This window comes from Candidatus Methanoperedens sp. (assembly GCA_027460525.1).
Lineage (GTDB): Archaea > Halobacteriota > Methanosarcinia > Methanosarcinales > Methanoperedenaceae > Methanoperedens.
Map to the genome: position 1 here is coordinate 15,176 of JAPZAS010000002.1, position 13,521 is coordinate 28,696.

Annotated in this window: 17 protein-coding genes; 6 read left to right on the forward strand and 11 right to left on the reverse strand. The window is 47.2% G+C overall.

Going from position 1 to position 13,521, the window contains the following annotated elements:
* Window positions 1–37 precede the first annotated feature (37 nt).
* The 6 genes from O8C68_00310 to ndhC are packed head-to-tail and all read right to left on the reverse strand — an operon-like array spanning window position 38 to window position 4,177.
* On the reverse strand, window positions 38–454 hold the full coding sequence (locus tag O8C68_00310) for an NADH-quinone oxidoreductase subunit I (GenBank protein MCZ7394244.1): 417 nt from the start codon (window positions 452–454) through the stop codon (window positions 38–40).
* On the reverse strand, window positions 455–1,567 hold the full coding sequence (nuoH, locus tag O8C68_00315) for an NADH-quinone oxidoreductase subunit NuoH (protein MCZ7394245.1): 1,113 nt from the start codon (window positions 1,565–1,567) through the stop codon (window positions 455–457). It lies immediately after the preceding gene.
* Between the two features lie 4 nt (window positions 1,568–1,571).
* Window positions 1,572–2,720 carry an NADH-quinone oxidoreductase subunit D gene (locus O8C68_00320; GenBank protein ID MCZ7394246.1) on the reverse strand — a complete coding sequence of 383 codons (1,149 nt, stop codon included), beginning with the start codon at window positions 2,718–2,720 and terminating at the stop codon, window positions 1,572–1,574.
* Window position 2,721: 1 nt separating this feature from the next.
* Complete coding sequence (locus O8C68_00325; GenBank protein ID MCZ7394247.1) at window positions 2,722–3,222, reverse strand: NADH-quinone oxidoreductase subunit C; 501 nt, start codon at window positions 3,220–3,222, stop codon at window positions 2,722–2,724.
* Window positions 3,219–3,815, reverse strand: a complete 597-nt coding sequence (locus O8C68_00330) for an NADH-quinone oxidoreductase subunit B (protein ID MCZ7394248.1) — start codon at window positions 3,813–3,815, stop codon at window positions 3,219–3,221. The genes O8C68_00325 and O8C68_00330 overlap by 4 nt, the downstream gene beginning before the upstream one ends.
* Window positions 3,803–4,177, reverse strand: a complete 375-nt coding sequence (gene ndhC, locus O8C68_00335) for an NADH-quinone oxidoreductase subunit A (GenBank protein MCZ7394249.1) — start codon at window positions 4,175–4,177, stop codon at window positions 3,803–3,805. The genes O8C68_00330 and ndhC overlap by 13 nt, the downstream gene beginning before the upstream one ends.
* Window positions 4,178–4,307: 130 nt before the next feature.
* On the opposite strand from ndhC, the gene O8C68_00340 reads away from it, so the two are divergent.
* The 5 genes from O8C68_00340 (at window position 4,308) to O8C68_00360 (ending at window position 7,894) form a co-directional block, all read left to right on the forward strand.
* The gene (locus O8C68_00340) at window positions 4,308–5,426 is read left to right on the forward strand and encodes a methanogenesis marker 9 domain-containing protein (protein MCZ7394250.1); all 1,119 of its coding nucleotides are present in this window, start codon (window positions 4,308–4,310) and stop codon (window positions 5,424–5,426) included.
* A 43-nt stretch (window positions 5,427–5,469) separates the two neighbouring features.
* Window positions 5,470–6,255 (forward strand): bifunctional fructose-bisphosphatase/inositol-phosphate phosphatase, encoded by a 786-nt coding sequence (locus tag O8C68_00345; protein ID MCZ7394251.1) that lies wholly within the window; start codon window positions 5,470–5,472, stop codon window positions 6,253–6,255.
* 83 nt (window positions 6,256–6,338) lie between these two features.
* A complete protein-coding gene (locus O8C68_00350) occupies window positions 6,339–7,160 on the forward strand; it encodes an NAD(+)/NADH kinase (protein ID MCZ7394252.1) in 822 nt (273 codons plus the stop codon).
* A 98-nt stretch (window positions 7,161–7,258) separates the two neighbouring features.
* Complete coding sequence (locus O8C68_00355) at window positions 7,259–7,489, forward strand: hypothetical protein (protein MCZ7394253.1); 231 nt, start codon at window positions 7,259–7,261, stop codon at window positions 7,487–7,489.
* Window positions 7,490–7,894 (forward strand): PIN domain-containing protein, encoded by a 405-nt coding sequence (locus O8C68_00360; protein MCZ7394254.1) that lies wholly within the window; start codon window positions 7,490–7,492, stop codon window positions 7,892–7,894.
* Window positions 7,895–7,925: 31 nt separating this feature from the next.
* On the opposite strand, the gene O8C68_00365 is transcribed toward O8C68_00360, so the two are convergent.
* Genes O8C68_00365 through oadA form a run of 5 tightly spaced genes read right to left on the reverse strand, consistent with a single transcriptional unit; the run spans window position 7,926 to window position 13,214 of the window.
* Window positions 7,926–8,555: a hypothetical protein gene (locus O8C68_00365; protein MCZ7394255.1), complete on the reverse strand. Its 630-nt coding sequence runs from the start codon at window positions 8,553–8,555 to the stop codon at window positions 7,926–7,928.
* 2 nt (window positions 8,556–8,557) lie between these two features.
* The gene (locus tag O8C68_00370; protein ID MCZ7394256.1) at window positions 8,558–8,977 is read right to left on the reverse strand and encodes a hypothetical protein; all 420 of its coding nucleotides are present in this window, start codon (window positions 8,975–8,977) and stop codon (window positions 8,558–8,560) included.
* A gap of 56 nt (window positions 8,978–9,033) precedes the next feature.
* Window positions 9,034–10,008: a biotin--[acetyl-CoA-carboxylase] ligase gene (locus O8C68_00375; GenBank protein ID MCZ7394257.1), complete on the reverse strand. Its 975-nt coding sequence runs from the start codon at window positions 10,006–10,008 to the stop codon at window positions 9,034–9,036.
* A gap of 8 nt (window positions 10,009–10,016) precedes the next feature.
* Window positions 10,017–11,498 (reverse strand): acetyl-CoA carboxylase biotin carboxylase subunit, encoded by a 1,482-nt coding sequence (locus tag O8C68_00380; protein MCZ7394258.1) that lies wholly within the window; start codon window positions 11,496–11,498, stop codon window positions 10,017–10,019.
* Between the two features lie 3 nt (window positions 11,499–11,501).
* Window positions 11,502–13,214: a sodium-extruding oxaloacetate decarboxylase subunit alpha gene (gene oadA, locus O8C68_00385; protein MCZ7394259.1), complete on the reverse strand. Its 1,713-nt coding sequence runs from the start codon at window positions 13,212–13,214 to the stop codon at window positions 11,502–11,504.
* Between the two features lie 38 nt (window positions 13,215–13,252).
* Here oadA and O8C68_00390 point away from each other — a divergent pair, with 38 nt between their 5' ends.
* Window positions 13,253–13,438, forward strand: a complete 186-nt coding sequence (locus tag O8C68_00390) for a hypothetical protein (protein MCZ7394260.1) — start codon at window positions 13,253–13,255, stop codon at window positions 13,436–13,438.
* Window positions 13,439–13,521 lie beyond the last annotated feature (83 nt).

Genomic DNA, 13,521 nt, shown 5'->3' on the forward strand with positions numbered 1-13,521 from the left:
GTGACAAGTGAAATGATTAAAAATACCAGATCTGATATCACTGTTCCACCTCTTTCTTGAAGAGCAGCCTTTCAGGGGAATATATCAGGCTCTCCCGTGTGTAGTCCGCAAGTTCATAGTTCCCGGTCATTTTAATGGCGTTCATGGGGCATACATCAACACAGAGCGCACAGAACATGCACATCCCTATATTGAATTGCGGGAACCACCGTGTGCCATATTTTACTATTGTAATCGTGCCATTCGGGCAGTTCACCTCGCATATCCCGCAGCCGATGCAGGCATTCTCATCCACTGCGTGCAGTCCCCTGAACCTCGGTGAGAGCTTCATGCGCTGATACGGGTATTGAATGGTAACTGTGGGCCTATTCCCGATATGCAGAACATGCTTCAGGGTGACAATGAGCCCTTTTATTATACCGCTCATTGTCCAGTTCCTGGTTATCCATGCCAATCAGATCACTCCTGCATTCGCAAGGAAAGTAACGATGATACCTGCTACCAGAAGGTTCAATAGAGCCAGGGGCACCATGATTTTCCATCCAAGATTGAGAAGCTGGTCGATTCTCATCCTTGGCACCGTATCCCGCAGCCACATTGCAAAGAAGATCACGGCATAGGTTTTAATCAGGAAATATACAAGCGAGACGAGTGGAACGGCGAAAGCCGGCATAAATGGTGGCATTGGGCCGTTCCAGCCCCCCAGAAATAAAGTGACAACGATTCCTGAGACTGCGAATAGATGGGCGTATTCGGCAAGGAAGAACATGGCGAATTTCATCCCGCTGTACTCTATAAAGAAACCCGCAACAAGCTCTGATTCGGATTCCTGGAAGTCAAACGGTATGCGTCCCATTTCAGCAATGGAAGCTATAAGGAATAAAATAAACCCAAGCGGCTGAAGGAATATGAACCACTTCGGAATTATCCCGAACCAGGTTCCGCTCTGTGCATTTACAATGTCCACGGTGCTCAGGGAGCCTGTGAACAAAACCACTGCGATGGCGGCTAAAGCCAGTGGTATCGTGTAACTGATATCCTGGGCTACAGCCCTCATCGCCCCCATTAAGGAATATTTATTATTGGACGCCCATCCCGCAAGCAGAATGGCAACGGGCGATATTGCTGAAATTGCAATGATATACAGAAGCCCTACCCTTAAATCAGATATGATAAGGTAATCCCCGAAGGGAATGGGGATAAATACCAAAAGCGCAGGGATAAATACTATAAAAGGCGCAAGCGTGAACAGCCATCTGTCTGCGTTTGCAGGTATGATATCTTCTTTTCCGATGAGCTTTACCCCGTCCATAACAGGCTGAAGAAGCCCACGCGGCCCTGTTACCATTGGCCCGTACCTGACCTGCACCATGGCAACAACCTTACGCTCCATCCATGTCAGGAACATAACCGTGACAAGCACAAAACCCATCAGCACTGCTATCTCCACGAGAACGATTATTATCTGTAAAACATACTCAGCTCCAAAAGCTTTGAAGACGTTCAATATAGGCTCGTACACGCCAAGTGCAGTTAAAATATTTACTATAAGTTCATAAGCGTTCATCCTATCACCTGTCCACATCGCCGAGCACGACGTCAATGGTTCCAAAGGCAGCTATCAGGTCAGGGATTTTGAGTCCTTTCACCATCTCGGGAATGGCGGTAAGATTGCAAAACGATGGTGAGCGTATCTTGACCCTGTAGGGCTTGGTTGTGCCGTCGCTAACGATGTAAAACCCAAGCTCTCCCTTCGGCGCTTCGATCCTGCTGTAAATCTCACCAGGCGGCGGGGTAAAAATTCGCGGGAAATATGTCAAAACCGTGGAAGGTGTGCCTGTCATCGGGGCTATTCCGTATTTTGAACTGCTGACAATCGAAGCCTCAGGCATGGTGTCCACGACCTGCCGCAGGATATGGAGGCACTCCTTCATCTCATCAATCCTGACCATATAGCGAGCGAAGCTGTCGCACTCACTGCGTACGCATGCCCTGAAGTCAAGGTCTGGATATATCGAGTAAGGCTCGTATTTCCTGATATCATAATTTACCCCTGAGCCGCGAAGCGCGGGACCTGTCATGCCGTAATTTATTGCATCCTTCGCGCTTATCACCCCGATGTTTTTCATCCTCATCAGGAATATTTCGTTATCGTTAATTAACTGTTCATAATCGTTTATGCGTTTTTCCATGTCTTTTATGAACTCATTGAGTTTCGGGATGAAGCCATCGGGAAGGTCTTCCCTCACCCCGCCGGGCTTGATGTAGTTGAAGGTCATCCTGGCGCCGCACAGCATCTCGAATAGCTGGAGTGCATTCTCTCTTTCGCGGAAGCCCCACATTATCATGGTGGTTGCTCCGAGGTCAAGCAAAAGGGAACCGATGGATACAATGTGGTTCACTATGCGATTTAATTCCATGACAAGAACGCGGATGTATTCTGCCCGCAAAGGAACCTCTATGCCCGCAAGCTCCTCAACGGCTTTTACAAAGGCATAGTTATTGGGCATGGCTGAGATATAATCCAGCCTGTCTGTATACGGGATGAACTGGAGATATGTTTTCATCTCCCCGAGTTTTTCTGTTCCACGATGGAGGTAGCCCAGAACAATCCTGCAATCCCTGATTATCTCACCGTCCATCCTCAATCTGAAGCGCAGCACGCCGTGCGTGCTCGGATGCACAGGACCCATGTTAATTATAAGTTCATCCGTTTCCATGTTACCGCCTCAAGAGCTTTCCCCCGTCCGTGCTCACTATATCTTCCCCGTCCTCCCCTATGGTAACGAACTGCTCTGTGTTCATATCGTAATCCTTCCTGAGCGGATGACCCATCCAGCCCTCAGGCAGCAGTATCCGCACAAGATCGGGATGACCTGTGAATTTAATCCCAACAAGGTCATACGTTTCCCGCTCAAGCCAATTTGCGCCTTTCCAGAGGGATGTGAGCGAGTCCACCTCCGGTTTTTCATGGTCAAGAATAATTTTTAGTACAAGGTTCTCTTTTTTATCCCAGGAAAAGAAATTATATACCACCTCAAAATGATCCTTATAATCAATCCCTGTAATCACGGAAAGATGAACAAAACCAATTTCCTTCACTTTCCTGGCGACCTTTAATAGCCCCTCTTTCTTAATTATCAAAAGCGGCTTATCGGCCTGCATGCCTGTGCTTACGACAGAGGAGGGTAATGCCTTTTTTAGCTCATCAAGAATGTTCATTTATTAAGCCCCCATTTTGCCCCGTATCCCTCATTCTTGATTTTTTCCCGGAGCTGGATAATCGCGTATAACCATGCCTCAGGCCGGGGGGGGCATCCCGGAATATACACGTCCACGGGTATGATTAAATCCACGCCTTTTAAGACAGAGTACGATTCATGATATGGTCCGCCTGTGTTTGAGCAGCTTCCTACCGAAATCACCCATTTGGGGTCGGGCATCATCTCATAAAGCTGTTTCACACGCGGTGCCATTCTTTTTGTCACAGTGCCTGCAACGAACATGAGGTCTGCCTGTCTCGGGCTGGCTCTGAAGATTTCCATGCCGAAGCGTGAAAGATCATGGTGTGGCATGACCACAGCCATCATTTCGATAGCGCAGCAGGCAAGACCCGATTGCACAGGCCAGAGAGAGCTCAGGCGCGCCCAGTTTATTACCTGGTCCACGGTCGTTAAAAGGATCATTCCTTTCCGTTCCCCTGCGGCAAGGACTGTGCTGATAAGCCCCGTATCTTCCAGTTTCTCAAGCGCTGTTACCGGTTGTTTTCTCCTGGCTGGTTTGATTTTTGTGGTGTCAATGGTTACTGGGTCCACTCTAATGCCTCCTTTCTCCAGGCATAAGCCAGACCGATAACGAGAACTTCAATAAAGATAACCATTTCGAAGAATCCGAGAGCTCCGAGTTTTTTGAACTGTACAGCCCACGGGTATAAGAAGAGAACCTCCACATCGAATATCAGGAAAACAATCACAAGCAGATAATACTGGATGTTAAAATGTATTCTTGCATCGCCTATCGGGACTTCTGCGCATTCGTACGTGGATAGTTTTTCCTTGGTTTTATCGCTTGGTCTTACCATCCTTGACATGAATAAAGAGATTGCCACGAATACAGCGCCGATAACCGTAAGAAGTACTACAGGTAAGTAGTTATCAAAAATTTCATCCAAGACCATTGAACCTCCTGTAATTAGGGCTTAAAAAAGGATTATTGATATAAAAAGCTTATGAATTAGTTTTAGCGTAAGGTTCATAAAGATTCAGATAACAGAAGGCAAAAAAAGTAATGAACGAGGAACTGTTTTAATGGAAAGTTTATTTGACATTAGAATCGGTTATGCATCCCCCAGGAATCCCATTGCTCTTGCCTCCATGGCTGGAATAACCGACAGTAAGTTCGCATCCAGATTCAGGAATGCAGGATTGGTTATCCTGGGCGGCTATAATCTGGATAAGCAGACAAATGATGCTGCAGGGAAAGAAATAGCGCGCGGAAGGTCTGAATTCGTATCCGATGAACCCATGGAATTCCTGAAAAACGAGCTTGAAGCTGCAATAGCAATCGGAACAACAATAGCAGTAAACGTGCGTGCTGCGACACTTCCGCCTTATGTCGATGCGGCACATCTGGCTAAAAAATTTGGTGGCATACTTGAAATAAATGCCCACTGCAGGCAGCCTGAAATGACAGAACTCGGGGCTGGGGAAGCGTTATTAAAAGACGCGAAAAGACTTTGCGATTACATAAAGGAGATAAAAAAAACAGGTGTGGTGCTTTCAGTCAAAACAAGAGCCAATGTGGTGAACGATGTTGAACTTGCCAGGGCTATTGAGAAGGCTGGTGCCGACATCATACATATAGATGCCATGCATCCGGAAGGAATGGATATCGGGGTTATAAGACGTGTTCGCAATTCAACGGGTTTATTCATTATAGGCAACAACTTGGTTGTGGATTTTGAAAGCGCAAAGGAGATGTTCTCGCATGGGGCGGATATGGTATCTGTGGCGCGCGCCGCGCTTGCGACTCCTGACATCATCAACCGGCTCGTCCTTGAAGTATCTTCGTTCCAGTCTATGACAGGCTGGTATAACGCACCAAAGCATATCTGCGGCGGAGGCGACCTGAGGGCGCTTGCTTTCTGCTGCCTCCCTGTAAAACCCTGCGCTTTACACGGCGCTCTGAAACAGGCTGGCATCAGCGCCGAGGAATTCATGAAACTCAAAACAGATTTTGCAAGAAAAACACCAATCGAATACGGGGAAGGGACGTGTTTTGGAAGCATGACATGGTGCTGCAAGATAACCAAGCCCTGTTTCCTTCGTGATGGGGCGCTCGTAGCCTCGGGGCTTTCGGATGTGGAGTATATGCGGATAAAGAAGAGATTATCAGAATATATCATGAAGCACAGGAAGAAAATTTGAAGGAAGCTTTTTATTGTTTGCAAACTTAAGCGTAATGAAGCAAATGACATCCCATACATTTTATGAACTGTGCAATGATGCTGCAGAGGCTATCCAGGAGGCGGTTTCAGGAATTGTGGGAAAACCAGAAGCAGGCGTAACTCTTCGCATCGGCGCCGATGGGACGCCGACAGAAAAAATAGATGAAGTGGCTGAGAATGCTGCCCTGTCTGTGCTTGAAGCAGACGGCAGGTCGATGAGGTTTGTGAGCGAGGAACTGGGTGAGAAGGTAATCGGCAGCAAACCAGAGTTTACATTTGTGCTTGACCCGATAGACGGCACCTTTAATGCGATAAACAACATCCCTTTTTTCTGCGTGCCTATTGCAGTCGGAAGCTCTGATTTATCCGACATCAGATATGGATACGTGAGGAACCTTGTTAACGGGGATATCTACACAGCGCAGCAGGGAAAGGGCGCATTCTTGAACAACAGGAGAATACATACCTCCTCTCTTTCCGAGCTCTCCCTTCTCAGTGTGATATCATACAGCCACCGTCCCCATGCAGTCGCCATCAATAACCACAATGTGAGAAGGGTGAGGGTATTCGGGTGCGCGGCACTTGAACTCTGCTATATTGCTTCCGGGATTTTCGATGCTTTTATCGATATGCGAAGCATGCTTCGGGTTACCGATATAGCGGCTTCGAAACTGATAGTGGAGGAAGCGGGCGGCAGAGTAACGGATGGAAAAGGAAAACCGCTTTCCACGCCGCTTGATGTGAAACAGCGTGTGAACATGGTTGCCAGCAACGGCGCTGTCCATGATAAATTGCTCGAACTTGTGTAGGCGTGTTTATGAGGGAAAATAGTAATCAATCCACGTATGCCCGCAGGCATACGTGTGTGCGCCCTCCCGAGGTGTGACCCAAGATGAAAAAAATCGGGATAATTTCAAGATGCGACAGGGACGATGTGCTTGCTCTCGTTAAGGACATTGCGGCTCACCTGAAATCAAAAGCCATCGTGCTTATAGACCCAAGGACCGCTGAAAAAATCAACGAAAAAGGCACGCCGGTTGCACAGATGAGGAGTAAAGGCGCAGAATTCATCATCTCAATCGGAGGAGACGGCACCGTGCTCAGGGGTATTCAGAAAATGGATGACCCGCTTCCCGTTCTGGGCATTAACATGGGAACCATAGGCTTTCTTGTGGATGTGGCTCCTGAAAACGCCCTGGAGGTTATTGATAGCGTTCTTTCTGGCTTTGAGGTGGAGGAACGTTCCCGCCTCTCAATCAAAATCAATGAAGAAAAACTTCCCCCCGCAGCCAATGAGGTTGTAATTATCACGGCAAGCCCTGCCAAGATGCTGTCGTATAAAATTTTCGTGGATAAAAGCAGGCTTGAGGAACTTCGGGCAGATGGTGTGGTCTTCGCCACTTCTATGGGTTCGACAGCCTATGCCATGAGTGCAGGAGGACCGATAGTCGACCCTCATGTGGACGGGACTGTGATTGTGCCTCTGGCGCCTTTCAAATTATCCTCTCGCCCCTGGGTTGTGCCTGCAAAAAGCGAGATAAGGGTGGAACTTACCCTTCCCAAAAAAGAGGCGGTGATCGTGATAGACGGGCAGTACTCAAGGAAGATTAGCGAGAGCGATACGATACTCATCACAAAAGCGGACAAGCCTGCAAGGTTTGTGAAGACAAGAGAAGGCGGGTTTTACGAGAAGGTCAGGAGCAAGCTTGCGTGAAGATTCATTTTATTTTTCACTAACTTTTTTCCTATGCGTATTCAAATGTTAAGAAATGTATATATGTAATTAAAACATACCATGTAATTTGAATCCAAATGACAGAAACCAAACACATTCAGACCAGCATCGATATGGTTACATATGACCATCTCAGGCATCTTTCTGATGTAAAGAAGAAATCTCTGAAGGAAACGATACAGGAAGCCATCAAGGAATATCTCAAGAAGCATGAAGGAGAAATAATGAAGGATTCATTTTTTGGTATCGTGGGCTCTTTCAAGACAAAAGAAGGCAACTGGAGTGAAAGAGACGACTGGAGAGAGTAGATGAGGATTTTTCTCGACACAAGCGGTCTTATTGCACTGAGCGACGAAAAGGATAAGAATCACATTAAAGCAGAGGTCTATCTCAAGGAACAGGTGCAGACAAGCGGAAGGTTTGTTATTGGTAAAAATATTTTAGCTGAATACATTGATGGAGTCACAAAAAGAATCAGCAAGAAAAAGGCTATTGAAGAGCTTGATAATATTTTAAACAGTAAATTGCTGGTAGTTGAACCTGTTTCTGAGGCAGACTGGGAAAAAGCAATCAGGTATTTTAGAAAATATAAGGATCAGCAGATTGATTTAACGGATTGTTTGAGTTTTGCAATAATGGAGAGGCTTGACCTGAAGACTGCTTTTACTTTTGATGATGATTTCAAAATTCACGGGTTCGCTGTGCTTAGTTGATTTTCTTGCCAATGCCAAATCCTACCATATTTTACCTGTACTTATATTCCCTCATTGCCCGCATCAAATCCCCGCTTCTTGTCGAAGTCAAAAGCTCAAAGACAACCAGCAATAAAAACAAGATAAAGAGATTGAAAGCTGCACCATCAGCGCCTTTAATCCGAGCAATAAGCGCCAAAATGAGAGGCGCAGCCAGCGTCCCGACAACACCAGAAGCATGCATGAGCGCCCTTTTCCCGCCTGGGGCTTTAAGGTACGTGAAATAGTCTATCCGCAGCGTAGGCTCAATCCTCGCAGGACCATTGAGATAATAGTGCGTGAACCTGATGCCAAAAAAACTTCCTGTCACATAATGCGATAGCGGGTGCAGTGTTGCCAGCAGTATAAGCGCGCTGAGATAGAGCATCCAGTCCGAGCCTGTCCTGAAAGCCATAATCAGGGCAGCAATTGTGATAACAATATCTAGCACATTCCCAGCAGGGACGCCGAGTGTGAAAGAGACCCTCTCCATGAACTTCTGGCGGCTTACATGTTCGATTTGCGCCAGCAGTTCATCATCCTTAATCCTATCCTTTTTCGCCTGATCGATAATATCCCGGAAATCTTTCCGGCTGTATCTGGTTTCAAGCTGCTTTAGCTTCCCTTTTAAATCTTCGTGCATTACTAACGCTCGACAGTTATGACCAGATCTTTACTGTCTTGAACTATGCCATTATTATTATTTACGGCTTCTAACCTCACCACGTAGGTTATATTATTACCTGCCGGGAGTTGTGCTCTGACATCCACATTTCTGTGTCCAGAATCCTCGCCTGGGCGCAGGTTACCAAGATTATAACTTTCAGGAGTAAAATTGAGATACGGTTTGTCGGATGAGTTTATGTTAAAGCGAACAAGGGCGTAAATATTGGAATCACCAGAATTGTTAACACGTATTTTTACCTGTTCAATCTCACCGTTTTTGACTTTGATATATGAAGGCTCAAGATCAAGAGTTACATTCTTAGAAGGAGTTTTTTCAGAGGACACGCACCCTGCGAAAAGTGCAGTCATTATAAGAATTGCAACAATTATTAGTTTCATATTATCACGGTATTGTAATTTTACTATTAAAAACTTTTGTTATCGTTATCATAGCCTCATGGTCTTCGCAGATGCTCGCAGTTCCCTGCCACAATTTTCTCAAGTTTTCCATCGCTTGTTTCAAGAATTAAAGCCCCTTCATTATCCACCCCGATAACTTCGCCATATACAGTCCTTGCCTGGGTTGTAATCTTTACCCATTCTCCGATAGTTGCCGACATATTTCTCCATTCCTCAAGTATGGATGGAAAATCCTCTTTCTGGAATTTCAAATAAAGAGACTCGAACTCCGAAAGTAACTTCTGCACGAACTCAACGCGATTTATCCCGTACCCCAATTCCTTTTTCAGGGACGTGGAACTCTCCCGGAATTCTTCAGGGAAGGATTCCGTGTCCACGTTTGCATCTATGCCTATGCCTACCACGCAGTAATCTATCATGTCCATTTCCGCCTCGATCTCGGTGAGGATGCCGCATACCTTCTTTCCGTTTATCAAAACATCGTTGGGCCATTTTATCTTTGCCGCAAGTCCAAGGCTGCGTATTGTTTTTGCCACAGATACGCCTGCAAGAAGCGTTATCCTCGGTGCATACAAAGGCTGTATCCTGGGTTTCAGGACTATGGAAAGCCAGATTCCCCCTTCAGGCGAAATCCATTTCCGCCCAAGCCGCCCCCGCCCGCCGGTCTGGGACTCTGCTATTACCACAGTCCCTTCTTCGACCGAGCCTGCAATCTCCCGGGCTATGATGTTGGTGCTTTCTGTCTCCTTAAAATATTGAATCTCCTTTCCTATTACACCTGTTTTTAGTCCGGCTTTGATCTCACCCGGCGTTAACAGGTCAGGCGTGCTGGTAAGAGAATAGCCAAGGTTCGTGGAAGAATCAATCGTATATCCTTCATCCCTCAATGCCTGAATATGCTTCCAGATAGCCGACCTTGAAACTGAAAGCTCATCTGCGAGCCGCTCCCCCGAAACAGGTTCTCCCTTACTGGTGATGAGTTTTTCAAGTATCCTGTCTTTTATATTCATAAAGTTTTTCACCTGCCTTCCCCCTTCGCGCTCTGTATATATGTCCCGACCGCAGCAGTTATTGCCGCCACTTTCTTATCCTCCACGCCAAGAGCCGACGCGAGCGTAGCTCCTTTCTCCTTTTCGGCTTCCACGATTTTCTCAACCTCTGCTATGATATTATGGTCCTCTATGAAATGCGTTGTCAACTCGCCTCGCTGGAAGTATTCGTTGTTCATCACAGCCTTGTGGAAAGGTATGTTCGTGGTTACGCCCACGATGATATATTCGTACAATGCCCGTTTCATCCGTGCTATGGCTTCGTCTCTATTCCTTCCCCACACCGTGAGCTTGGAGATGAGAGAATCGTAGAACGGCGTTATGGTAAATCCGGTGTGAACGCCGCTGTCCACTCTCACCCCGGGTCCGCCGGATGAGCGGTATCTTTTCAATTTTCCAGGCGAAGGTGTAAAGTTATTGAGAGGGTCTTCAGCGTTCAGGCGGCATTCGATCGCCCAGCCTGTCTGGCGAATATCTTCCTGCTTATAGGTTAATTCCTGACCCGCTGCAATCCTTAGCTGCTCCTTTGCAAGGTCCACTCCTGTTACCACTTCGGTTATGGGGTGTTCTACCTGCAAGCGGGTGTTCATCTCAAGGAAGTAGTAATTGCCTTTCGAATACAGGAACTCAATCGTGCCTGCATTGGTATAATTGACCGCAGCTGCCGCCCTGACTGCATCGGTACCCATCCTCTCTCTCAATTCAGGCGTCATTATGGGAGACGGCGATTCTTCGATCAGCTTCTGGTGTCTTCGCTGTATGGAACACTCGCGGTCGCCCACATGTATGATGTTGCCAGAGGAATCCGCTAAAATCTGGAACTCTATATGGCGCGGCTCTTCAAGATATTTTTCTATGAACACTGTGGCATCTCCGAAGGCTGATTTTGCCACCCTTCGCGTGGATTCCAGGGTCTCTCCGAGTTCCTCTTTTTTCCATACCACTTTCATCCCGATACCACCGCCGCCTGCCGAAGCTTTTATAATCACAGGATAACCCATGCTTTCTGCAACATCCAGAGCATCATCAAGATCGGTTATACCGTTCTCGCTGCCAGGTATCACAGGAATGCCTGAAGCCGACATTGTCTTCTTGGCTGCAATCTTGCTGCCCGCGCTTTCTATAACCCTGCTGCTCGGACCTATGAATTTTATTCCTTCTTTCTCGCATCTTGCTGCAAACTCCGGGTTCTCCGCAAGAAAACCATAGCCCGGATGAATCGCTTGCGCTCCTGTTCTGTGCGCCACATCAAGAATATTATCCATGTTCAGGTAGCTTGAGCTTGCCGGAGCAGGACCTATATAATAGGCTTCATCCGCATACTTTGCAAAAAGTGCGTTCTTATCCACTTCACTATAAACTGCAACCGTCTTTACCTCAAGCTCCCTGCATGCACGCATCACGCGGATTGCGATTTCTCCCCGGTTGGCAATCAATACTTTCTTGAACATGACTCACCCGATGACCATCAACGTGTCCCCCGCGCTCACGGTGCTTCCTTCTTTCACCAATATCTCCTTCACTGCACCTGCGTGAGGGGCATGGATATTGTTTTCCATCTTCATGGCTTCAAGAACCATCACCACATCGCCCTTAGCCACTGAATCGCCTTTTTTAACCTTTATCTTCAAAACCATGCCCTGCATGCTTGCAGTAATGGCGCCATCCATGGTTTTCGGGCGCTCTGCCTCTGCCTGCCTGACAACCATACCTCCTCCGGTGGAAACGATTTTCACATCGAATAAGTCGCCGTCAACCTCAACCTTGAATTCCGTGGGCAGCGGCGCAGGTTTTCCATTGTTCGACTTTGGAGCAAGAAGTGCCTCCTCTTTTATTTCGCCCCGCAAGAACCTGGGGGCTATTGCAGGATACAGGGCATAGGTAAGAATATCCTCAGGCTTTTTTATTATTCCAAGCTCGTTGGCTTCTTTTGTAATCCTGTCAAGCTCGGGCGGTAATAAGTCGGCTGGACGGCAGGTGATGGGTTTTTCATCCCCAAGTATTTTTGTGATAATTTCCTTGCTTATCGGAGCCGGTGTTCTTCCGTATAAGCCTTTAACATAATCCTTTACCTCTTTCGGGACGACCTTGTACCTCTCACCCATTAGCACGTTCAGCACCGCCTGCGTGCCCACTATCTGGCTTGTGGGCGTGACGAGAGGAGGATAACCCATCTCCTCTCTCACCCGTGGCATCTCGGCAAGAACAGCTTCGTATTTGTCAAGCGCGTTTTGCTCTTTTAACTGCGATACAAGATTGGAGAGCATGCCGCCCGGAATCTGGTATTTCAAAACGTCCGTGTCTATCCTCTCCGAGATCGGGTCGAGGATGCCCCGGTATTTTTCCTTTACTTCCTCGAAGTATTTCTTAATCTCTGTAAGCAGAAAGAGGTCAAGTCCGGTGTCGTAAGGAGTTCCCTGCAGCGCTGCAACCGTCGTCTCCGTCGGCGGCTGCGATGTCCCCCATGCAAAAGGCGAGAAGGCGGTATCGAGTATATCCACCCCAGCCTCGCATGCAAACAGGTAGCTCATTGGAGCCATCCCGCTCGTGCAGTGGGAATGCAGATCTACAGAAATACTAATTTCTTCTTTCAAAGCCTTTACAAGGTCAAAGGCATTCTGCGGCGAAATCAAACCTGCCATGTCTTTTATGCAGAGCGAGTCGCATCCCATTTCCTCAAGCTCCTTTGCCATCTTGACGTATAGAGGAATGGGATGCACCGGGCTTATTGTATAGCATACCGTGCCCTGCACATGGGCGCCAACACGCTTTGCGGTCTTGATGGAAACTTCCATGTTCCTGATATCGTTCACCGCATCGAAAATCCTGAAGATGTCAATTCCGCTTTCAGCGGCATGCTCCACGAATTTAATCACAATGTCGTCTGAATAATGCCTGTAACCCACGAGGTTCTGCCCGCGAAGCAGCATCTGAAGGGGTGTTTTCTTGATTGCCTTTTTAAGGGCGCGCAGCCTGTCCCAAGGGTCTTCGTTCAAAAAACGTATCGAAGAGTCGAATGTCGCCCCGCCCCATACCTCGAGTGAAAAGAACCCTACCTCGTCCATCTTCTCTGCAATGGGAAGCATATCCCTTGTCCGCATGCGAGTGGCGATGAGGGATTGATGGGCGTCTCTGAGGGTTGTGTCTGTGAGTTTTACCTGGGGCATGTTTCTCTGGCTTAATTGGTTGCAGTGTTATTTAATTTATGGTATTTTCGGGAATTTTTAAAATAGCTCATTCTCCATATTTTTGGTTTATAGAATCTGAAAATACCAGAATTGACCATACCATTACCAAAATCGAAAAAGAAATCGCCCTCTTACTGGAATACCGCACAGCCCTGATTTCAGAAGTCGTGACAGGAAAAATCGATGTGAGAGAGGCTATATAGAACACCGGGCGCGGTACTGTCCTGATTTATAAAAATTAAGTTTACCATGACCTGCATCGCAGACCCTGTATGCGGCTGAAATG

Excerpts from the sequence above, each read along its gene's own strand:
- O8C68_00350 (MCZ7394252.1), top strand. The coding sequence starts at position 6,339 with ATGAAAAAAATCGGGATAATTTCAAGATGCGACAGGGACGATGTGCTT.
- O8C68_00345 (MCZ7394251.1), top strand. The coding sequence starts at position 5,470 with ATGACATCCCATACATTTTATGAACTGTGCAATGATGCTGCAGAGGCT.
- O8C68_00380 (MCZ7394258.1), bottom strand. The coding sequence starts at position 11,498 with ATGTTCAAGAAAGTATTGATTGCCAACCGGGGAGAAATCGCAATCCGC.
- O8C68_00360 (MCZ7394254.1), top strand. The coding sequence starts at position 7,490 with ATGAGGATTTTTCTCGACACAAGCGGTCTTATTGCACTGAGCGACGAA.
- O8C68_00355 (MCZ7394253.1), top strand. The coding sequence starts at position 7,259 with ATGACAGAAACCAAACACATTCAGACCAGCATCGATATGGTTACATAT.
- ndhC (MCZ7394249.1), bottom strand. The coding sequence starts at position 4,177 with ATGGTCTTGGATGAAATTTTTGATAACTACTTACCTGTAGTACTTCTT.
- nuoH (MCZ7394245.1), bottom strand. The coding sequence starts at position 1,567 with ATGAACGCTTATGAACTTATAGTAAATATTTTAACTGCACTTGGCGTG.
- O8C68_00390 (MCZ7394260.1), top strand. The coding sequence starts at position 13,253 with ATGGTATTTTCGGGAATTTTTAAAATAGCTCATTCTCCATATTTTTGG.
- oadA (MCZ7394259.1), bottom strand. The coding sequence starts at position 13,214 with ATGCCCCAGGTAAAACTCACAGACACAACCCTCAGAGACGCCCATCAA.
- O8C68_00325 (MCZ7394247.1), bottom strand. The coding sequence starts at position 3,222 with ATGAACATTCTTGATGAGCTAAAAAAGGCATTACCCTCCTCTGTCGTA.
- O8C68_00320 (MCZ7394246.1), bottom strand. The coding sequence starts at position 2,720 with ATGGAAACGGATGAACTTATAATTAACATGGGTCCTGTGCATCCGAGC.
- O8C68_00365 (MCZ7394255.1), bottom strand. The coding sequence starts at position 8,555 with ATGCACGAAGATTTAAAAGGGAAGCTAAAGCAGCTTGAAACCAGATAC.
- O8C68_00370 (MCZ7394256.1), bottom strand. The coding sequence starts at position 8,977 with ATGAAACTAATAATTGTTGCAATTCTTATAATGACTGCACTTTTCGCA.
- O8C68_00340 (MCZ7394250.1), top strand. The coding sequence starts at position 4,308 with ATGGAAAGTTTATTTGACATTAGAATCGGTTATGCATCCCCCAGGAAT.
- O8C68_00375 (MCZ7394257.1), bottom strand. The coding sequence starts at position 10,008 with ATGAATATAAAAGACAGGATACTTGAAAAACTCATCACCAGTAAGGGA.